Origin of the sequence: Planococcus soli (assembly GCF_016881065.1) — a bacterium.
GTDB lineage: Bacteria > Bacillota > Bacilli > Bacillales_A > Planococcaceae > Planococcus > Planococcus soli.
Genome location: NZ_WXYN01000007.1, coordinates 61957 through 82981 on the forward strand (window position 1 = coordinate 61957; position 21025 = coordinate 82981).

The window sequence follows — 21025 nt, forward strand, 5'->3', positions numbered from 1 at the left end:
TTTTTCTGGTTTAATGATCAGTGGAATGAAGCATTCACTGTTTGAACTTTCCTTTATTCATCGTCTCCTGAGAAATCAGGATCTGTTTTCTTCAGCAATGCCTGTATAGCTGTCAAGATAATCCAAAGTGTAAAGACGAAAATGATGGCTCCAAAGACGAACAGCAGCGTACTTGGCTGGTCTGCATACCATGCCCATTGGAGGAACACTTGCTGGAACATTGCCCAAAGTGTCATAAACATCAGGAAAATCATTGGAATGATGGTAATCATGTAATTGCGGCCAAGTTTTCGGAGCCAGATGGAAATCAGCAGCAAACTGATGCCTGCGAGCAGCTGATTGGCTGTACCGAATAACGGCCATAACAAGTAGCCGCCTGAACCAAAGCCGTTTGGCCCCTCAGGAAGAAGAACCAGTGCGGCACTTGCTCCAACAGCAATTGTTGTCGCAACATGCTTTTTCTCAAGAGATGGAATTTTGTATTCTACGCCCAATTCCGAAATAATATAGCGCATCAAGCGGACGGAAGTATCCAAAGTGGTGGCGGCAAATGAAACAACAATAATGGAAACAATCGTTGAAGCAACATCTGCAGGAATTAGCAAACCTTGAGCCAAATTGGTAGCTCCTTCGATAAAGGCGCCCAGTCCAGCTCCGTTGGATGCCTGGAAACTGCTGTATGTCGCAAAAAACGATTCGCGGTCAGGGAACAAGGTAATAACGGCGATAATTGATATTAGCGCCAAAACCCCTTCACCTACTGCACCTAAATAACCGACAAAACGTGCATCGGTTTCTTTATCCAGCTGTTTTGAAGTAGTTCCCGATGATACCAAACCATGGAAACCGGATATTGCTCCACAAGCAATGGTAATGAACAGCAACGGGAACCAGGAGATGTCTGCATCTGGATTGGTTGCAGGTGCCGTAATTTCTGGATTGGTAAACAACAATCCAAGATAAAGAATACCAAGTCCTACAATTAATTGGTGCGAGTTGATAAAGTCACGCGGCTGGAGCAATTTCCATACCGGCAATGTGGAGGCGATGTAAACGTAGATCATCAACACTATGATCCAGATAAAGAAAGCTGTTGAGATTGATCCCAGCCCAAATAGTCCCGCACCGTCTTCTCCACCCATATATTGAACAAGGTCAATCTGCATAAAGCCCACTTGGCTGGCAACTACAGCAGTTATGTACATGACTGCCAAGGCGATAAGTGATGGAACGAGCATTTTCTTATTCTTCTTATAAACGGCATGCCCAATCCAAATTGCCAATGGAATCTGGATGAATACCGGAATGACACTTGCCGGGTAGGAAATAAATAGGTTAGCGATAACCCATGCAAATACCGCGTTAACCATCAGAACCAAAATTAAAATAATAAACAGGAACAAGATTTTTCCTCGCTGGCCAATTAAACGGTGGGCAAGCGTTCCTACGGACTGCCCTTTGTTCCGGACTGACAGTACTAATGTTCCAAAATCATGGACACCTGCTGCAAAAACTGTACCGAGCACTACCCATAACACTGCAGGCAGCCAACCCCAATAAACAGCTATAGCTGGCCCTAAAATCGGGGCAGCTCCAGCGACGGAAGTAAAGTGATGCCCCCATAACACAAATTTATTGGTAGGCACAAAATCTACGCCATCCTTAAAGCGGTGCGCCGGCGTTACATAATTCGGATCTAGCCTGAAAATCTTTTCTGCTACAAATTTGGAATAAAAGCGGTACCCCAGTATAAAAATAAAAATTCCAATAGCGGCTAATGCAATGGCATTCACAACCCCAACCCCTTTTCCTATTTTTTTGCAAGCGCTAACAAAGCACTTGTAGTTTAATCATAGAGGAGTGACGCAATAATGTAAATGTTCTGATATATTGTTAATTTACATTGCAGCTCAGTTTTAAAAATCAAGTTCCCAACCTGCTTTATATAGAAGACGATGCGGTAAAATGCTCAAGAAGCCATTATATCTCCGCTTTTCTCCACTACTATATGCAGCATTCAGTTGCTTCTTCTTTTTTCCCCGATAGAGGAGCTCTTGGTCGCCAGAAGTTGTTTAATGGCATATTGCCAGATCAAACTTATTCAAACCAGCTTATTTATCAATATTTATTTTCTGTTCGTAGAGCTTCAGTTTAGTGTAAATGACTTCAAGGACCGGAACCGCTATTTCCATTTCCTTGGCTCGGGCAAGCAAGTAGCCTTGCAAATGCTCGGCTTCTGTAGGCTGCAGCTTTTCAATATCCCGCTGCATTGATGATTTCATCCCCGCTGCCATACTCTCGATTCGGCTTAGTTGCGTATCCGCAATTCCCGGTTGGATCGGAGCTTCCATCTTTTCCATAATTGCTTCAAGCTCCTGCAGAAGAGCATGAATCGTGCGCCGGCCTGTTTCAAGATCCCGTATCGGACCGATAGGCGATTCCATCATTGAAGTGATGCCGGACATCGCTGTGATGAACAGATACTTATGCCACATTTCCTGGTTGATGTTGTCGCTTTTGATAAATTCCGCCTTGGTTCCCGAAAAAGCCTGCTCCAGTTTTTCAATCCGTTCTGTTTTTTTGCCTGTCCGTTCTCCGTATATCAATTGATGAACAGGGCTTGTCTGAACAATTGTACCGTCCTCCGCTAAAGTCGTTTCGACAAAGCACAAGCCGCCAATGACTCTTTCTTCTCCGAATGCTCTGATCAGCGGCTGCAAATGCGAGATGCCGTTAAGTAAAGGCAAAATCATGGTTTTCGGACCTGTGAATGGCTGAATATCCTCAATAGCATCCTCAAGCTGGTAGGATTTCGTGGAAACCAGCACGATATCAAATGGCGAACTTTGTTCTTTTTTGGTGATCAGCTTTGGCTGCAGTTGGAGATCTCCATGTTTGCTTTGAATTTTCAGACCTGTCTGCTGCAATTTTTTCTTTCTGCCTTCCCTTACCAAAAAAGTGACGTCCTCACCTTTCTCCAATAAGCGGCCGCCAAAGTATCCGCCAATCGCACCTGCTCCAACAATTAAAATCTTCATTCTTCCACTCCTTTTTGTACTTTTCATATAGACTAATTTATGGTTTCAACACTAGCTTGCCAATGGTTTTCCGCCCCTGCAGCGATTGATGTGCTTTTGCAGCTTCTGCAAGCGGGTAGGTGGCTCCAATTGTCAAAATCAATTCACCGCTCTTCATATAGCCCAGTAATTCGCTGAAACTCCGTTGGAACAGCTCCGGGTAGCGCATAATTTGAGGTAGGAAAAAACCGATGACCGACTGATTCTTGCGCATCAACTGCCCAGGGTTGAAAGTGGCCTGTTCTCCACTGGCAGCTCCGAATATGACCAACCGACCAAATGGAGCGAGACATTTCACGGTTTGATTGAAGACCTCGCCTCCAACCATTTCAAGTGCCAGGTCCACGCCTTTGCCATCAGTGATGGACTTTACTTTTTCCACCCATCCTTCTTCCATATAATTGACCAGATGAGTTGCTCCCATTTTTTGTGCATGAAACAGCTTTTCTTCCGTGCTGGCAGTTGCGATGATTTTTCCAGCGCCAAAAATCTTGGCCAATTGCACTGCGATTGCACCGACACCTCCGGCTGCGGCATGAATCAGCACCGTTTCACCTTTTTCGAGGCGGCCCATGGTTTTTAAAATATGATAAGCACTCAGCCCCTGCAGCGGCAATGCAACAGCCTGATCAAAACCGACGCCTTCCGGAACTTCTGTCAGGACACTTTGGTCGACTGCGGCATATTCCGCATAGCCTGCAGAACCGATTAGCGCCACCACCCGATCGCCGGCTTTAAAATTATCCACGTTTTCTCCGGCCTCAACAATCACGCCAGCTACTTCCGATCCCGGAATATAAGGCAGCTCAGTCGGCACCACATACTTTCCTTCACGCCTTGCTGTATCGGCATAATTGACGCCAATCGCCTTTACTTCGATAATGACTTCTGTAGCTGCAGGGTCCGGTTTCTCCGCTTCAACAAATTGCAGTACATCGGGGCCGCCGTATTCTTCAAACTTTATAACCTTCATTATTGTCTCCTCCTAACAAATATAATGTTCCGCATCTATCAGTTTTTCAGCAATTTGCCGCTTCACTTTAATTAGTCCACCGCGCTGCAGCCGTACCAATTCTTTTGTCACAGCAGCCGTATTGAGATCCAATTGATCTTCCGGAGAAGCTGCCTGCATCAATTTGCGCGCTGCCATTTCCACTTCCAATAGCGCATCACCAGTCAACGCCTGCACCATAAGAAGTTTCTGTGCAGATTGCTCCTCTTTGTCTCTTTCTATCGCTTTTGCTGTTCTCATGACAGCAGATTCCAAAGCATACAAGGCAATGGCGATATCGGCCAATGCCATTAAAACTTCCTGCTCGTCACCTAACCCGCTGCCATATGAATCGTAGGCAATTCCTGTACTGAACAGAAAAATACGGCGTATCGACTCTACTGCTTCCATTTCTATGGAAATCGGTCCATCAGCTATTTTTGGGGAAGACTTCATTTCTTTGATAGCAGAAACCGCCAATTGAGACAACGGTACCTTTCCTTTCGCTGCCTGCTTCAGCAGATTTCCAGGTATCAGCAACCGGTTTACTTCATTCGTTCCCTCAAAAATCCGGTTGATCCGTGAATCCCGGTACATTTGCTCCACTTTGTATTCCTTGATAAAGCCATAACCCCCGTGCAATTGCAGCGCTTCATCCGCTACAAAGTCGAGCGTTTCAGAGCCATGCACTTTGCAAACTGCGCATTCAACCGCATATTCCATCAGTTGTTTGGCGATTATGCCATGATCTTCAGATCCATAAAGGCTGCCAAGCGCACCCTCCAGATACCCGGCAGTTCGATATTGCAGAGATTCGGAAGCATAAATACGCAATGCCATATCAGCCAATTTTTCCTGCGTGGCCGAAAATTCAGCAATCGCTTTGCCGAACTGGCGGCGCTCCTTGGTGTATTTCAATGTCAGCTCCAGTCCGTATTTGGCAGCCCCCATACAGGCAGAACCCAAGTTGTATCGCCCTAAATTCAAAACATTCAACGCGATGACATGGCCTTTTCCGATTTCACCAAGCAAATTCTCCACCGGTACTCTGCAGTCTTCAAAAATGACTGCACGTGTAGAAGAGCCCTTAATGCCCATCTTTTGTTCCTCGGGGCCAAGCGATAGGCCGGGATGGTCTTTTTCAACGATGAATGCAGTGAAGGCAGTGCCATCCACTTTTGCATAAACGATGAACGTATCTGAAAACTCTGCATTGGTAATGAACATTTTCGTTCCATTTAATAAGTAATGAGTTCCAGCTTCATTCAACTTGGCAGTGGTTTTGGCTGATAGGGCATCAGATCCTGCTCCCGGTTCAGTCAGGCAGTAAGCTCCTATAAATTCGCCGGTAGCTAACTTCGGCAAATATTTCTCTTTTTGCTGCGCCGTTCCAAAATAAGTGATTGGCAAAGTTGCAATACATGTATGGTTGGAGTGCGCCACTCCATAACCTCCAGCTGATCCAAGCGACTCGCCGACCAGCCCTTTGCTGATTTTGTCTAAGCCAAGGCCTCCGTATGCTTCTGGAACACTGTGCCCCAGCAAACCCAACTCTCCTGCTTTTCCAAGCAGCTCTTTGACTAATCCAAAGTTTTGATTTTCAATTTCTTCATTGTTCGGTCGAACTTCCTTCTCTAAAAAGCGCTTAGCTGTCTTAGCGATCAACTGGTGCTCATCAGTGAAATCTTCTGGAGTAAAAAAGCCTTTGGACGGCTGGTACAAAAAAGCCGCTCCTTTGTATTCAGTCGTTTTAGTTTCCATGATGGCTCCCCTCCCTAATCAGATGTTTTTCCAGCTGCCGGCGGTTGGCGTCGGGCAATGCTTCACTCCTTTGGATCTTGAAATTAAAATGAACGGCGCTTGCCTGCCCTTTTGCAATCAATTCCCCACTTTCTGCGTCTTTGATTTCATGAACCACCTGAAAACTTGAATTGCCGATTTTGCTGACTTCTGTCCGAACGATCAGTTTTTGATTGTAGTAGCCTTGGCTGATAAAATCACAGGAAGCTGAAGCTAGAATGATTTTCCAATTTTTGATATCACGTCCAAAACCAAGTTCTGCGAAAAATTCAGTGCGCGCTTCTTCCACGTAAATAAAGTAACTGATATTGCTGATGTGACCCAATGCGTCCGTTTCACTAAAACGCACTTTCACTGGAATTTCATGTGCCATTTATGTTCTCCTCCTTACGTCAAGCAATGCCATTCAAAATCAAGTCACTGTATATGCCAGCCAGCCGATCAGCTGAAATTCCTCCGGTTGGATTAAACCATTGATAGCTCCAATTGGTGACACCTAAAATGGCAAAAGCAATCATCTCAGGTTCAAGCCCTTGCCTAAATTCATGCTCGGCGATGCCGTCGCTTATTATCCTCTCAAGGTTTTTCCGGAATTTCTCGCGCTTCGCTTTTACTTCGACCGCATTCTCTTCGCAAAGATGGCGCATCTCCCTGAAGAACACTTTTCCGCTCGGTCCATGGTTTGCAATATCCGTAATCAATAATGCAACAACTTGCTCCAGTTTTTTCCGGTTGCTGAGCTGGCTTTGCTGGATTTTCTGCTGGCGTTCCAGCAGATCATCGATGTAGCCTAAATGGATGTCCATCAGCAGCTGCTCTTTGCTTGTAAAGTAATAGTAAAACGTTCCTTTCGTCACACCTAAAGCTTCGACAATATCCTGTATGGATGTCTCACTAAAGCCTTTTTTCTCAAACAGGAGAATGCTTTGCTGTTTGATGCCTTGTTTCATGACTTTTCCCCGCCATTCGTTTTTCCGTAGTTTAAATCGCGTGCATGCCGCCGTCCACCACAATGACATCACCTGTTATGTAGTCAGAAGCCTTAGATGCCAGGAACAACGCCGTTCCTTTCAAATCTTCTTCTGTACCAAAGCGATTCAAAGGCGTCCGTGCCAGTAAGCCTTCCTGCCCTTTTTCCATTATTGCTTTCGACATTTTTGTTGGAAAGAAGCCGGGTGCGATGGCATTTACATTAATGTTATGCTGGCCCCACTTGGCAGCAAGGTCTTTCGTAAACGTGATGACGGCCCCTTTGCTGGTGTTATAGCCTATGGTATCCATGAGCGTCGGATCAATTCCTCCGAGCCCCGCAACTGATGAGATGTTAATGATTTTGCCGCTCTTTTGCTTGATCATTGCCTTTCCCACTTCCTGGCTCATCAGGAATGTGCCGGTCACATTCACATCCATGACTTTTTTCCAGGCCTCTAATGGCATGTCAATAACCGGAGCTCCCCATGTCGCACCTGAATTATTGACCAAGATATCAACGGAACCAAATTTCTCGATTGTTAGTTGAACCACGTTTTCCACATCTTCCGGATTGGTGACGTCACAGGCCAGCGCAAGCGTGCGAATACCCATTCCATTAAGCTTGTCAGCTGTCTCCTGGCAAGCCTCCACTTTGCGGGAACACAATACGACGTTCGCACCTGCTTCAGCAAAAGCCTCCGCCATCATAGCGCCAAGACCTCGGCCGCCTCCAGTGATAATAGCCGTCTTGCCCTCCAGCTTGAATAAATCCAGTACATTCATCTTCCATCCCCCTAATTGACGATTAAGTTTTATACTAACTAGTTAGTATGTTCAGAATACTTAAATTTTATGTTACCGCTTTCAATTTTTTATTGCAAGGAGGGATTAGCTGAAACACCGCTTCCACTTTCCCTTTGCCTATGATCAGCTGTTTAAAAAATCGGGAATTTGATGCAAGTCAATATTGCCTCCTGACAAAACGACTGCAACTTTTTCATTTGCCGCGCTAACCTTGCCGGACATCACCGCAGCCAAAGCAGTCGCTCCCGATGGTTCTACCAGCTGCTTCGTGCGCTCCAAAAGAAATTGAAACGCTTCTTTTATTTCCGTTTCCGAAACCAGGACCAGCTCATCCAAATGCTCTCTTAAAATCGGAAAAGTTAAATCACCGGGCTGCGAGGTCCGCAGTCCATCCGCAATGGTCGAGGTTCCAGAAATGGCTGTGATAATTCCTTTTTGAAGTGACAGGAGCGTATCGTTTGCAGTCTCCGGTTCTACCCCAATCACACGGACTTCCGGTTTCAAGAACTTTACCGCACATAAAATTCCGCCGATCAAACCGCCTCCACCGACTGGCACGACAATGGCTCCAATGTCCGGCAACTGCTCTAAAATCTCCAGTCCGACAGTTCCTTGACCTGCAATAACGGCCGGATGATCGTACGGGGGAATATATATGCCGGAATTGTCTTCAGCCAATTGCTTGGCTCTTGGTATCCGCTCAGCTGATGTCGTCCCGCAATACTCGACTTTGGCCCCGTATGCTTTGATCGCTTCGACTTTTGCCCTGTTAGCGTCCTTCGGCACGACAATGGCTGCCGGAATTCCCAGCTGGCCTGCAATATAGGCAACGGCTTGGCCATGATTGCCAGACGATGCTGCTGTGATGAACTTTGCGCCTTCTGCCATTGCCTGCTTGACCGCGTTTGTTGCCCCACGTATTTTGAATGAGCCTGTTTTTTGAATGTGCTCTGCTTTTAAGAAGATCTGCAGACCGCATCGTTCGTTTAATAGGGATGACGTTATAATCGGGGTTTTATGAATAACGTTCTCGATTCTCTCCTGTGCCTTTCTCACATCTTCCAGCCTGACCATATTACTCGCTTCCTTTCTCGACTCTTTCTGTATGCTCCGTATTTTATCATACTCACATGAAGGATTTTAATTATTCGGATAAATGTTATCGCATCTAAATAGCTGCTCTCGATTTAGCTTCTTCTATAATGATATTGATAGTGGGTGCAAGTATTCAATCCACTCTCTTTCCTGTAAACTAAGATTTCAAATCCTTGAAAGGAGTGGAGACATTGTTGAAGCGATTGGTGGTCACAGGCTACAAGCAACATGAACTTGGGATATTTGATGAAAAGAATCCAGGCATCCGCTTTATCAAAAAAGCATTGGAGAACCGGTTTCGCGCATTGCTTGATGAAGGGTTGGAATGGATTATTTTAAGTGGACAGCTCGGGGTCGAAACTTGGGCGGCAGAAGTGGTGATGGATATGAAAGAAGAGTTTCCGGAATTGAAATACGCCGTGCTGACACCTTTTCTGGAACAGGAAAAAAGATGGAACGAAACCAAACAGGAGCAATATCGTTTGATCCTCTCCAATGCGGATTTTCACCGCAGCTTGACCAGCAAACCATACGAAGCGCCCTGGCAGTTTATCGAAAAAAACAAGTTTTTTCTGCGCAATTCCGATGGTATTCTCATTGTCTATGACGAAGAAACCGATGGCTCACCGAAATTCATCAAAAAAGAAGCCGACCGTTACGCAGAAACTACGGATTACCAGGTTTTAACGATAACTGGCGACGACTTGCGTGTTTTGACAGAAGAAGAACAAATGAATGAATGGGACAATTAAGATCTTGCATATGCCTTTAGCCAGTTGACTATATGTAAGCTTTTAGGTAACCTTAACAACTATGTTGAAATAATTACATCAGGAGGAACTATGAAGAAAGCTTCGAAAGTCTTTTACATCACATTTGCATTGGTCATTTTAACTGTCGCTTTCGGCGTTATTGCGCCCGAAACCTTCGAAACTGCCACTGGAAACATCCGCAGCTATATCAACACCGCTTTTGGCTGGTATTATTTAATGATTATGGCCGTCCTGTTAATTTTCGTGGCCATCATCATGGTCAGCCCATATGGAAAAATCCGTCTAGGCAAAGACTCGGATCGCCCGGAGTTCTCGACGTTCAGTTGGATTTCCATGCTATTTTCAGCTGGAATGGGGATTGGCCTCGTATTTTATGGCGCCTCTGAACCCCTGTCCCACTTCGCTATCCAACCGGCAACCGCAGAGCTCGGTTCCGATGAAGCATTCAAGGAATCTTTGCAGCGTTCATACTATCACTGGGGCATCCATGTCTGGACCATGTATGGGATGGTCGCTTTGTCTTTAGCCTTTTTCCAATTCAGAAAAGGCCAACCTGCGTTAATTTCATCAACACTGAAGCCGATTTTCGGCGACAAGATGAACGGTCCTTTAGGAACGTTTGTTGACGTTCTTGCTGTTTTTGCTACAGTCTTTGGCGTAGCAACTTCACTCGGCTTTGGCGCTGCTCAAATTAATGGCGGAATTTCCTATCTATTCGGCGCCCCTCAAGAATATTGGGTACAGATGGTCATCATCGGCGTCGTAACAATCCTGTTCATCATTTCCGCTTGGTCTGGACTGAACAAAGGTATCAAGTACCTGTCCAATGCCAATATGATTTTGGCTGTTATTTTACTTGTTCTGGTACTTATATTGGGTCCAACCCTTTTAATCTTGAATATGTTTACTGAAACTTTCGGGGCGTATGCTCAGAATCTTATCAGTTTGAGTTTCCAGTCGGCTCCTCTGGATGCGGAAAACCGCAGCTGGCTTGATGGCTGGACCATCTTTTATTGGGCTTGGTGGATTTCTTGGGCGCCATTTGTCAGCATGTTCATTGCCCGCATTTCCAAAGGCCGTACCATCCGCGAGTTTTTAGCTGGCGTGGTACTGGCTCCAACGATTTTCGGATCGATCTGGTTTGCCGCCTTTGGAACAACTGCCATCAATATTCAAAAAAGTGGCATCGATTTAACGGCCTTTCCCACTGAACAAACATTATTTGCGATGTTCAGCGAGATGCCTCTCGGATTCCTCATGTCCATCGTCGCAATTTTGCTTGTCAGCACCTTCTTCATTACATCGGCTGATTCTGCCACTTTTGTATTGGGGATGCAATCAACGCGCGGCTCACTATTGCCAAGCAACCAAATCAAAATTCTTTGGGGTATTGCCCAGTCGATGGTTGCTGCCATCCTGTTGTCGGTAGGCGGCTTGACGGCGGTGCAAAATACCATCATCATTGCGGCTTTGCCTTTCTCTTTTGTCATCATCTTGATGGTGTTTGCGTTGTTCAAGGCATTGAACCTGGAATTGCAATTGATGAAGAATAAGAAATAACCAAAAGCCGCCTTCGGCAAACATTCCAGAAGGCGGCTTTTTCTTTTGATTAAAGAAGCAATGAGTGGGTATAGGATAACTAGACTATATCCTTTGGAGGTGTTCCGGAAATGCAAACAGAAACCAAAAAAATTATTCAGGAATCATTGGATGCATTGCTTGAGAATGACTCATTCTTGCCTGATTTAACAGATCGGAAGCAAGCTTTCGCTTCACTGAGCGCAATTCTTTCTACTCCTGACAAAGTACATAAATCTTTCCTTAGAGTGCCGCTGGACGATGGAAGCGTAGTTCGCATTCCGTCTTTCCGTGCACAGCACAATGATGCGATGGGTCCTTATAAAGGAGGCATCCGTTTTCACGAAACGGTCAATGAAGAAGAAGTCATCAACCTGGCATTTTTAATGACCTTGAAAAACGCCTTGCATAAAGTGCCATTTGGCGGAGGCAAGGGCGGCATTGAAATCAATCCACGTGAATTCTCTGAGAAAGAGCTGAACTTGATTTCCAGAAAGTATGTCCGTTATTTCGCGGATGTTATCGGACCTGACAAAGACATCCCTGCGCCAGACATGGGTTCGGGCGAACGCGAAATGGATTGGATGATGGCAGAATATAAAAAAGTCCATCATGGCACTCCATACCTCGGAAGCTTCACCGGCAAAAGTGTGGTAAACGGCGGGTCCCTTGGAAGGCGGGAAGCAACCGGCAAAGGAGTTTACTTCACTTTCCGTTACCTGCTTTATGATTATGTAAAAGCAAATGAACAACTGCTGGCTAAGAGCGATAATCGTTTTGCTAAAACTACATTATCCCTTTATGACCGCCCGTTGACCATGGCTGTTCAAGGCTTTGGGAACGTCGGCTCTGTTGCAGCTCTGGAAGCTTATAATTGTCCCTTGATCAACCACAAGATTGTAGCGGTCAGTGACCGCAACGTCACCCTATTCAACGAAGATGGCTTAGACATTCCCGCGTTGATCGAATTTACCAAAACCAGCCGCGGTGATCTTCCATCAACAGAACAGCATCTACAAAATGCCGGCATCAAAGCTGAAATAAAAGAACGCGACAGCCTCGTCACATTGCCAGTCGACATCCTGGTTCTGGCAGCTTTGGAAAACCAAATCCACGAGGGTAATATGAAAGAGATCAAGGCACGCATCATTGTTGAAGGAGCGAATGCCCCGACTACTGCACAGGCTGATGAGTACTTGAGTGAACAGGGAGTTGTCATCATCCCGGATATTTTGGCAAATGCCGGAGGAGTCATCGTCTCTTATTTCGAATGGCTGCAAGGCCGTGAGACGCAGTTCTATACAGAAAAAGAAGTCTACCGGTTATTGATTGAAAAAATGCAGGAAACAATGGACATGATTCTCCCGCAATATTATGGCGACCCATATGCCCTTCGCCAAAACTGCTTTATCCATTCTGTCATGCGATTATCGACGGTAATTTACCGGCAAGGCAAGCTTTACTAAGAAAAGCGCAAGCGCCCGTATAGCTCTGACAGGCATAAGACACACTGGCGAAGCGGCGTTCTTTGCCGCACAGCGCGAAAAGTGGAAGTGCCTGTCCAGCTCTGACAGGTGTAAGACGATTTGGCGAAGCGGCATGTTTCCAGCCGTGCAGCCAAAATGGCTTACGTCCCGAAGAGCTAGGCACTGAAACTGGACACGGAGTGGCTTATGACCCGAAGAGCTGGGCGCTGGAGTCTGGACAAAGAAAAGCGCAAGCGCCCGTGTATCTCTGACAGGCATATCACTGAAAACGCACAGCCCTTTTTAATGGGCTGTGCGTTTTTACATCTCAGACATTCGGCGATGATGTGAAATCCTATACGCATCGTGCCGGAAGTTCAAAATCCGGTCTTCTGAACATTCGATGCCTTCTGTCATAAGCGTTGGATCATAAATAACGCCTTCTGCTTCCGGTGCTTCTTCAGTGATTTCCAAATAGCCAAGCGTCAGCTTTTCCCGATTTTTTGGCCATTCTTTTGTCGGATCATCTGTAGGATCTTCCGGCTCTCCTAAAATCACATCCAGACGGAACCTCACAGGACCTTCTGCAATCCGATCTTCCATGTCCGCTTCAAAGGAACCAATCGGCAAGGCAACTGCATCGAGCGGTGATAAGGTTTCTACTCCACTTTCCGGTTCCCAAAAATACTTGATCGGCTGCCGCTGTCCTTCTTGATTGATGAAATAAAATGCATGGACAGAATTGTATTGGCCAGTTGCAAAACTGGCCGGCGCCTGCATTTTTCGGATATTATCAATCATCGCTCCACTTTCAGGATAATGCGTAAGCAAACCTGCCAGTTCCCTTAGACTTGGTTTCCCTTTCTTAAACGACTTGACGACACCAAGCATCTCGGTGAAAATCTCAGGAGTTTTAGCAAAGAAAATAGGAGATGTGACGCCCACAATATTAGTGGCTTCTCCGCTCGGCAATTGGAACTGAACCGCCATGCCTTTGACAGGCGACAACGCATCGGCCCATGTCGGGTCTGGAGAAAAATGCGAAAAGCGCACAAATGCTTCGCTTTCCCCTTTTTGGAAATGAGATGCTGTGGTCAAGTGGTTTCCGGAACCCGTCGCTGTAAAACGTGCCCTATAACTTATTCCTCTCGCATGGGCCCTGCGGTAACCTGGATGCGTTCCAAATACCTTTTCGATTCGATTGATTGCCGTTTCTGCTGATTTTTCCATTTTATCACCTCTTATACTGTTTCATACCCTTTTTCATGTCTTTAAACGGCTTGGTGCTGACTTGTGTAAGTCTCCCATTTAAGAGTCGCTGAGAATATTGCATGCAATTAAAGACTTCTCTGGAGCTTTCTTGAATATTTACTGCTAGAGAGGGAATACAAGAACAGAAAAGCAATAAAAAGGAGGCACTATCCATGGATTTTAAACATGAAAACAACAAGTTTTCGGCTTTGGAAAATTCCGAAGAATTGGCTTTCCTGAGCTATATACCACATGGCGATGTTTTGACGGTTGACCATACTGAAGTTTCTCCAAAGCTGGAAGGCCAAGGAATCGGCAAGAAATTAGTGGCACAGGTTGTTGACTATGCCCGCAGCGAAAACAAAACGATTGACCCGCAATGTCCATTTGCTAAAAGCGTCATTGAAAAGACTCCAGAATTCCAGGACGTGCTGGCAAAATAATCAAGCATCCACTTAGAGTGGATGCTTTTTCTTATGGCTTTGTTTGAGAGGTGCGTCAAGGGGAACATGAACAGTAAAAAGGGGTTGGATAGTGTGAAGATGTCGCTTGAGGAAGCCGTCAAGATGCATGCACAGCCATTCAATTCAATTGAAGATTTGACACCTCTTTTGGAAGCGGCCGGAGATGCAAAGTTCGTCCTTCTTGGAGAAGCAACACATGGAACATCAGAGTTTTATACATGGCGGGCAGCTTTGACTAAAAAACTGATTCTAGAAAAAGGGTTTTCGTTGATTGCGGTTGAAGGCGATTGGCCCGCTGCCCAACAGGTACATCGCTATATCAAGAGTTTTTCCAAAGAAGAGCAACAGCCGCGTGAAGTACTTCAAGCCTTTAAGCGATGGCCAACCTGGATGTGGGCCAATGAAGAAATCGCTGATTTTATTTATTGGCTGAAAATGCACAATGACACCGATCGCCAAAGCGTTGGCTTTTATGGCATTGACGTCTATAGCCTTTGGGAATCTATGGAAGAGATCGTACATCGCCTGACAGATATCGACCCTTCCGGTGAAGCGATCAACTTGGCAAAACAAGTATTGGCTTGCTTTGAATCCTTTAATCGCATACCTGAAAATTATGCCGCCGCTGCCGTCGACTTCTCAAAGTCATGCGAGAAAGCGGCATCCCAACTGCTGGCATCCATCCGCTCTAATGAGAAACTGTACAGAGATTCTTATGAGAGCGATCTGGATTTGAAGACCAATGCCCTGGTCGTGAAAAATGCAGAAAACTATTATCGCGCCTTGGTGCAAAGCAATGAAATTTCCTGGAACATCCGCGATGAACATATGGTGGAGGTCATCAACGAAGTACGTGATTATCACGGCAGAGAAGCGAAAATCATTGTTTGGGAGCACAATACCCATATCGGTGCTGCCAGTGCCACTGATATGAAAAATGAAGGCATGACCAATGTAGGGCAGATTCTCCGTGAACAAAATCGAGTGGAAGATGTTTACGCAATCGGTTTTGGCACCCATTCAGGTACGGTCATTGCTGCGCCATCCTGGGAAGAGCCTCATGAAAAAATGATGGTACCGCCTGCCACGCCAAATACGTGGGAGGATCTTTTGCATCGAACCGGTGCTTTCAATAAATTCCTCCTGTTCGATTCGCAGAATTTCACTCTTTTTGACCGCTGGGTCGGCCATCGCGCCATCGGAGTAGTCTATGACCCTGAACTTGAGGCGTACGGCAATTATGTACCTTCGAAAATATCCCAGAGGTATGACGCTTTTATTTTTATCGATCGCAGCCATGCGCTCTCTCCACTTTAATCGTTTGCTAGAAAAGACTCTGCTTTGAGCATTTTTTCGTACACTACAAATTTTGAATGTTATGATAAAACAGACTTGCTTGAGGGGGACAATCCACTGAGCTAGAGTTGAAAAATGATTACCCATCAAAGGAGCTGTACTGACAATGACGGAAAAGAAACAACTTGGAAATACCGGCTTATACATCAATCCGATCGGCCTTGGCATAAACGCTGTCGGCGGACATAATCTCTACCCGGATTTAAATGAAGACACCGGCAAAGAGCTGGTTCACGCAGGCATTGACAACGGGCTGAATTTCATCGATACAGCTTATGCTTATGGCTATGGCAGATCAGAGGAATTACTCGGCGAAGTGCTGCAGGAATCAGGTGCGCGCCAGGAAATGGTCGTTGCGACAAAAGGCGCTCAACGCCGTCAAGGCGATGAGCACATTACCGACAACTCCCCTGCGTTTTTAAAACAGGCAGTAGAAGACAGCCTGAAACGCCTTCAAACCGATTATATCGATTTGTTCTATATCCACTTCCCAGATGAGCAAACGCCGAAAGCTGAGGCTGTCGGTGCATTGCAGCGTTTGAAAGAAGAAGGCAAAATCCGTTCAATCGGCGTATCGAACTTTTCCATGGAGCAGCTGAAAGATGCCAATAAAGATGGCTATGTCGACGTTTTCCAAGGTGAATACAACCTGCTGAAGCGTCAGGCGGAAGAAGATTACTTCCCATACGTAAAAGAGCACGGAATTTCCTACGTCCCTTACTTCCCGTTTGCTGCAGGTCTGCTTGCAGGTAAATACGATAAAAATAAAACCTTTAATGATTTACGGACGAATATGCCCCACCTTCAGGGACAGGAATTCGAACGCAATTTAGAGAAAGTCCGCAAGTTAAAAGCGTTGGCAGAAGAAAAAGGGGCAGAAACAGCACACATAGTGCTTGCCTGGTACTTGGCACGTCCTGAAATTGATGGCGTTATCCCCGGTGCCAAACGTGCGGACCAAGTACTATCAAACTTGAGCGCACTGGATGTTCAGTTGAGCACTGAAGAAATCCTTGAAATAGGCTCTATTTTTAAAGAATGACACAAATAAAAAGGCAGCCCACGCGGGGCCGCCTTTTGTCAATTTATCTAAATTCGCCATCTGCAATGTTAAACAGATAACTCCAGTTGTCCGCTTTGTACAGCTCATGGAAAGTAAGGCGGTCCCCAGTGCCGAGGGTCACTTCTTCTCCGACAATCGCTACTACCATTGCGGTCCCTGTGTTATCAAGGTTTAAGTAAACGTCTCCGATAGAAGGACGGATTGCGTTCTTTTCACGCAAAACTTCTTCTAGTTGAGCATCCTGCTCCAATTGCTCAGCTGAAACCTTAAATTTATCGAAGTAGACAATATCGTTGCTGCCTGCTTCTTCTCCAGGAACCATCACGTAAAACTCTTTGGATTTGACTGTGTTTTGGCGAGTAGTAATAACATTTTTGCCTTCGACCGATTCTACTTTTTCGAATTCATTTAATGAGTAATGATCCATGTAATCCGGATCTGGTCTCGTGATTAGGATGTATCCGCCTTCTTCTGCTGGACGATCCTCACGTAACGTGTATCGTGCTCCAAAGAACAAGAAAGAGTCCATGTGCTTTGGTTTGTAAAACGTAACTTCATCAGCCTTGCTTGCGACTTGCTCCATGTCTTTAACGCGGAACATCAGCACCGACTTTTTAGCCAGCGGTTTTACAGAATATACCTTGTGCAATTCATTTTGGTAATAAACAAATTGTCCTTTTCGTACTTGCAATAATTTCATAATTTGCCCTCCGATACTGTCATTGCCATGGTTTCATTCTAGAGGAAAAAAGCGGAGAAGTCCATGCAAGCACTCGAATTGTTTGGTATGCTACTATCACAAAAACTATTTACCGCGGAGGTGCCTTAATTGGATATTGAAAACCGAGATGAATTTATCATTAAAAAGTATCAGCAAGAAGAACAAATTATGGTTCAGCTGTTTGTTCAATGGTGCACGAATTATCAGCTGAACCCCGCTGAGCTTTACCAGCGTGCGTATCCCGGGCAACCGCAAAGTGCTGTTCTGACTGACGCGATCGATGAGACGGATACCGAAGAGATGGACATAGACCATGAAACCTTGCTGGACGTTCTGCAGATGTTCGGAAATTATGATCTGGCTTTTGTCGTTTCGGAAGAAATTGAAAAACTCCCCCAAAAGTAAAAGATCCAGTGCAAAAGCACTCGATCTTTTACTTTTTGCGTTTCCGCAGTTCTTTGGCCTTGTTCTCAATATGGCTGGTACGAAGATTTTCATATCGGTTGGATGCCACATTACTGTAAATTTTATCAAACTTCGACTCGTCTTTGGCCGGTTCAGCGTCCGTTTCTTCAATCGCCTCTGCTTCTATAGGTTCTGGACGTTCTGCCAGCTCTTCGTCTTTTGGGTTATTGCTCATTAGCCCTTCACTCCTTTGTATAAACCTGCTCTTATGTTAGAAGTTTCCCTTGATCGCAGTTGGATAAACACCAGAAAAAAACGGCCATCATACATTAAAAGATGGCCGTACTTTCTGTCAGACAGTTTGTTTCAAGCTTTTTAGTTCTTGTCCGAGAAACTTGGCAAGTTCCAGCATGCCATACTTGCCGGCTCCTGCTTCCGCATCGGCATTGTAGTTGGTGTTGGTATTCACGTCGTAAGTAAAGATATCCCCCGCAGCGTTGCGAATAAATTCGATTCCGGCTACATTGATATCATTCCGTTGCAGGAAAGCTTCATATTTTTTGAGGATGGGATCATCAAAGCCTTGGATCACCTGGAATTTCGGCTTTTCTTCCACTTCTTCCCCTACCGGACAAAATAAGTCGTCAATCCGGCAAGCGTCCGCAGGGCATAACTCAAACCCTTCAGATGTATCCACTTGAACAGCATAGACAAACTTTCCACCGACGAATTCACATCGGGTGATGAATGGTTCCGGTGCTTGAATATACTCTTGAATCAAGGTAATGCCATCAATGGACGGTTCAAATTCAGAGCCTTCGACATATTCTTTCAATGCCTCGAGTGAATGGAATAATCGCACACCCAATCCTTTGCCGGCACGATTATGTTTAGTAATGAAAGACGGAACACCCATTTTTTCAGCAGCTTTTAAAATCTGCTCCTGTCCGTTTACAGCAATCGTTTTCGGCGTTTGGATTCCGGCTGCATTTAATGCCATATATTGGTTGACTTTGCTGACTTCCAGGCGCAAGGCGCGGCTTCCATTAAAGACTGTACGGCCATGGTGCTCAAGCCATACCAGCAATGACTCGGTCAGTTCAGGCGCAAAACGGTGGCCTCTTGTATGGGAAGATGCACTCATTCGGCTGTAAAAAACGCCTTCAGGCGGTGCTTCGTTTAAATCGACTAGTCCTTCGTCGATAAACCAGTCTTCATAAGGCAAATTCAGTTCATTGAGCCGTTTGAACAAATGAGTGGTCCATTCTTCATTTTCGTGAATTACATAAATTTTTTCTGGCATATTGCATCCTCCTAGATATTCAGCGCGCGAATCGCATTTCTTTTTTCTTCTACCAAGGGCATAACTTGTTGTGAAAAACGTTCCATTTCCTCCAATTGCGGAGAAAATTGCAGCAGCAGCAAATCCAATCCTGCATTTTCAAAAGCGATAATCCGATCTGCAATCTGTTCAGGCGTACCGATCAAATTCGGGCGCAAGCCACGGTTTGATACCGAGTAATCCTCCAGCTTTATTTGCTGCTCCAGCTGTGATTTGCTGACAAAGTCATTATACCCGACATAGCCGTCTGTTTCTTTGACGTCGGTGATGCGCGCGTATTCTTCAGCAACCTGCTCTTCTGTATCTCGGCAAATCACGTATGCCGCCATGCCAAATGTCTGCAAAGGTGAACCGCCACCTTGTTGGCGCAATTCTTTCATGCCGTTGATTTTTTCCTGAATCTCTTCTACGGTTCCGCCATGCATCACATAAGAATCACACGATTCCACAATTGACTTCTTGCCTCGCGGGCTTTCCCCACCAGCATAAAGAATCGGATGCGGACGCTGCACCGGCTTAGGTGAAAGGCGCGCATTTTGAATATCGTAGTATTTTCCTTTAAAAGAAAATTCCTCCTGCGTCCACATGCCCTTGACGACTTTCAAAAACTCATCTGTCCGGTCATAGCGTTCATCGTGTTCTGTGAAATCTCCGCCGTATTGCTTCGCTTCTTCCGCCCACCAAGCTGACACTACGTTCAATGTAAAGCGGCCATTGGAGATTTGATCAATATTAGCAGCCATTTTTGCTGCAATAGCTGGGTTATGGAACGCCGGACGGATGGCGGTCATAATTTCGATTTTTTCAGTCACTGCCGCAAGTGCTGCCGCCGTAGACCAAGCTTCAAGAGAATCAGCGGCCATCCCTTTGATATCATTTAAATTCAATTCCGCGATCAAGGTTGTGTCATATCCCCATTTTTCAGCGGATTGAACAACTTTCTTAGCATACTCAAATGTCGGCGGCATTTGTTCTTCATCCACGTTTCGCAGCCAGCCCCCAAAAATCGGCAACCAAAATCCATATTTCATATTCACCCACACCTTTCCTTTCCGGGCCGACTTCTCGAAAGATTCAATCTTTTAATAGAATAAAAATAGTATACAATAAAACCTTTAATTCTTACCAGTAAACTAGACTTTAAATTCTTTATAAGAAAAATGCCAAATTGGCAATCTACCTCCTATAAATCATTTTGCGAATGAAGCGGGCATAACCACAGCGGTCACTTCACCTGTCGCGCACAATGTATTGTCGGCATAAACCTCTGTCTTCACTTTGAATTTTTTCGGATGGATTTCTTCAATTTTTCCCACAGCTTTCAAAACAACTCCCTGGGGTGTGGGTTTCAGGTAGTCGACATGCAGAGAAGCTGTGACAAATCGCGGCGGTGATTCACCACTGCCAGGTTCAAACCCATTTTTCCGATGCAACGCTAAAGCAGCAGAGCCTGTCCCGTGGCAATCGACCAATGACGCAATCAATCCCCCGTAAACAAATCCCGGAATAGCAGTGTGAACAGATTTTGGCTCATACAACGTGACAGTCTCGTCACCACTCCAAGCCGTTCTGAAATGATGCCCTTCTTTGTTGAGCCGTCCACAGCCATAACACCAGGCAAAGTCTTCTGGATAGTCATCCTGTATAGCGATTACTGGGTGGTTTTCCATAATGTATTCCCCTTTTCTTTTAGTTGATTGGCAATCTCAAATATTGGCTTTCCTTAAATATGCCTATTTATACACAAAGGAAAAAGCATGATCCTTTTCATCAGATCATGCTTTTCCTTTTTCCATCCCTCGAAAATCCTGAGGGATTTTTGCACGCGGAAAATTTTATTAAATTCTTTCTACAAACTGTACATCTC

Annotated in this window: 21 protein-coding genes; 7 read left to right on the plus strand and 14 right to left on the minus strand. The window is 45.4% G+C overall.

Annotation, left to right across the window (positions count from 1 at the left end; genetic code table 11):
• Positions 1–53: 53 nt before the first annotated feature.
• The 8 genes from GJB59_RS02655 to GJB59_RS02690 all read right to left on the minus strand — a co-directional run bounded on the left by GJB59_RS02655 (position 54) and on the right by GJB59_RS02690 (position 8718).
• Entirely contained in the window at positions 54–1793 is a 1740-nt protein-coding gene (locus tag GJB59_RS02655; protein ID WP_142827419.1) for a carbon starvation CstA family protein, read from the minus strand.
• A gap of 318 nt (positions 1794–2111) precedes the next feature.
• Positions 2112–3038 (minus strand): ketopantoate reductase family protein, encoded by a 927-nt coding sequence (locus GJB59_RS02660; protein ID WP_142827420.1) that lies wholly within the window; start codon positions 3036–3038, stop codon positions 2112–2114.
• A 37-nt stretch (positions 3039–3075) separates the two neighbouring features.
• Positions 3076–4050, minus strand: coding sequence for a quinone oxidoreductase family protein (locus GJB59_RS02665; RefSeq protein WP_142827421.1), 975 nt, complete (start codon positions 4048–4050; stop codon positions 3076–3078).
• 12 nt (positions 4051–4062) lie between these two features.
• Positions 4063–5829, minus strand: coding sequence for an acyl-CoA dehydrogenase FadE (locus tag GJB59_RS02670; protein ID WP_142827422.1), 1767 nt, complete (start codon positions 5827–5829; stop codon positions 4063–4065).
• Positions 5819–6241: an acyl-CoA thioesterase gene (locus tag GJB59_RS02675; protein ID WP_142827423.1), complete on the minus strand. Its 423-nt coding sequence runs from the start codon at positions 6239–6241 to the stop codon at positions 5819–5821. The genes GJB59_RS02670 and GJB59_RS02675 overlap by 11 nt, the downstream gene beginning before the upstream one ends.
• Positions 6242–6260: 19 nt before the next feature.
• A complete protein-coding gene (locus GJB59_RS02680; RefSeq protein ID WP_142827424.1) occupies positions 6261–6818 on the minus strand; it encodes a TetR/AcrR family transcriptional regulator in 558 nt (185 codons plus the stop codon).
• A gap of 31 nt (positions 6819–6849) precedes the next feature.
• On the minus strand, positions 6850–7623 hold the full coding sequence (locus GJB59_RS02685) for an SDR family oxidoreductase (RefSeq protein ID WP_142827425.1): 774 nt from the start codon (positions 7621–7623) through the stop codon (positions 6850–6852).
• A 144-nt stretch (positions 7624–7767) separates the two neighbouring features.
• A complete protein-coding gene (locus GJB59_RS02690; RefSeq protein WP_142827426.1) occupies positions 7768–8718 on the minus strand; it encodes a threonine ammonia-lyase in 951 nt (316 codons plus the stop codon).
• Between the two features lie 212 nt (positions 8719–8930).
• Here GJB59_RS02690 and GJB59_RS02695 point away from each other — a divergent pair, with 212 nt between their 5' ends.
• From GJB59_RS02695 to GJB59_RS02705, 3 genes are all read left to right on the plus strand, one after another.
• Positions 8931–9491, plus strand: a complete 561-nt coding sequence (locus GJB59_RS02695; RefSeq protein ID WP_142827427.1) for an SLOG family protein — start codon at positions 8931–8933, stop codon at positions 9489–9491.
• A 90-nt stretch (positions 9492–9581) separates the two neighbouring features.
• A complete protein-coding gene (locus GJB59_RS02700) occupies positions 9582–11072 on the plus strand; it encodes a glycine betaine uptake BCCT transporter (RefSeq protein ID WP_142827428.1) in 1491 nt (496 codons plus the stop codon).
• 110 nt (positions 11073–11182) lie between these two features.
• On the plus strand, positions 11183–12556 hold the full coding sequence (locus GJB59_RS02705) for a Glu/Leu/Phe/Val family dehydrogenase (protein ID WP_142827429.1): 1374 nt from the start codon (positions 11183–11185) through the stop codon (positions 12554–12556).
• A gap of 321 nt (positions 12557–12877) precedes the next feature.
• Here the strand turns inward: GJB59_RS02705 and GJB59_RS02710 are convergent, their stop codons facing one another.
• Positions 12878–13786: a catalase family peroxidase gene (locus tag GJB59_RS02710; protein ID WP_142827430.1), complete on the minus strand. Its 909-nt coding sequence runs from the start codon at positions 13784–13786 to the stop codon at positions 12878–12880.
• A 194-nt stretch (positions 13787–13980) separates the two neighbouring features.
• Between GJB59_RS02710 and GJB59_RS02715 the strand changes: the two genes are divergently transcribed.
• The 3 genes from GJB59_RS02715 to GJB59_RS02725 all read left to right on the plus strand — a co-directional run bounded on the left by GJB59_RS02715 (position 13981) and on the right by GJB59_RS02725 (position 16669).
• Positions 13981–14250 carry a GNAT family N-acetyltransferase gene (locus tag GJB59_RS02715; protein ID WP_142827431.1) on the plus strand — a complete coding sequence of 90 codons (270 nt, stop codon included), beginning with the start codon at positions 13981–13983 and terminating at the stop codon, positions 14248–14250.
• Positions 14251–14316: 66 nt separating this feature from the next.
• Positions 14317–15588: an erythromycin esterase family protein gene (locus tag GJB59_RS02720; protein WP_236015378.1), complete on the plus strand. Its 1272-nt coding sequence runs from the start codon at positions 14317–14319 to the stop codon at positions 15586–15588.
• Between the two features lie 145 nt (positions 15589–15733).
• A complete protein-coding gene (locus GJB59_RS02725) occupies positions 15734–16669 on the plus strand; it encodes an aldo/keto reductase (RefSeq protein ID WP_142827432.1) in 936 nt (311 codons plus the stop codon).
• A gap of 43 nt (positions 16670–16712) precedes the next feature.
• Here the strand turns inward: GJB59_RS02725 and GJB59_RS02730 are convergent, their stop codons facing one another.
• Positions 16713–17390 carry a hypothetical protein gene (locus GJB59_RS02730; protein WP_142827433.1) on the minus strand — a complete coding sequence of 226 codons (678 nt, stop codon included), beginning with the start codon at positions 17388–17390 and terminating at the stop codon, positions 16713–16715.
• Positions 17391–17519: 129 nt separating this feature from the next.
• Here GJB59_RS02730 and yxiS point away from each other — a divergent pair, with 129 nt between their 5' ends.
• Positions 17520–17816: a protein YxiS gene (yxiS, locus tag GJB59_RS02735; RefSeq protein WP_142827434.1), complete on the plus strand. Its 297-nt coding sequence runs from the start codon at positions 17520–17522 to the stop codon at positions 17814–17816.
• A gap of 28 nt (positions 17817–17844) precedes the next feature.
• Here yxiS and GJB59_RS02740 read toward each other — a convergent pair whose 3' ends face one another.
• From GJB59_RS02740 to GJB59_RS02755, 4 genes are all read right to left on the minus strand, one after another.
• Positions 17845–18051, minus strand: coding sequence for a hypothetical protein (locus tag GJB59_RS02740; RefSeq protein WP_142827435.1), 207 nt, complete (start codon positions 18049–18051; stop codon positions 17845–17847).
• Between the two features lie 117 nt (positions 18052–18168).
• Positions 18169–19119, minus strand: a complete 951-nt coding sequence (locus tag GJB59_RS02745; RefSeq protein ID WP_142827436.1) for an ATP-grasp domain-containing protein — start codon at positions 19117–19119, stop codon at positions 18169–18171.
• An 11-nt stretch (positions 19120–19130) separates the two neighbouring features.
• Positions 19131–20189, minus strand: a complete 1059-nt coding sequence (locus GJB59_RS02750) for an LLM class flavin-dependent oxidoreductase (protein ID WP_142827437.1) — start codon at positions 20187–20189, stop codon at positions 19131–19133.
• Positions 20190–20348: 159 nt separating this feature from the next.
• Entirely contained in the window at positions 20349–20828 is a 480-nt protein-coding gene (locus GJB59_RS02755; protein ID WP_142827438.1) for a PaaI family thioesterase, read from the minus strand.
• Positions 20829–21025 lie beyond the last annotated feature (197 nt).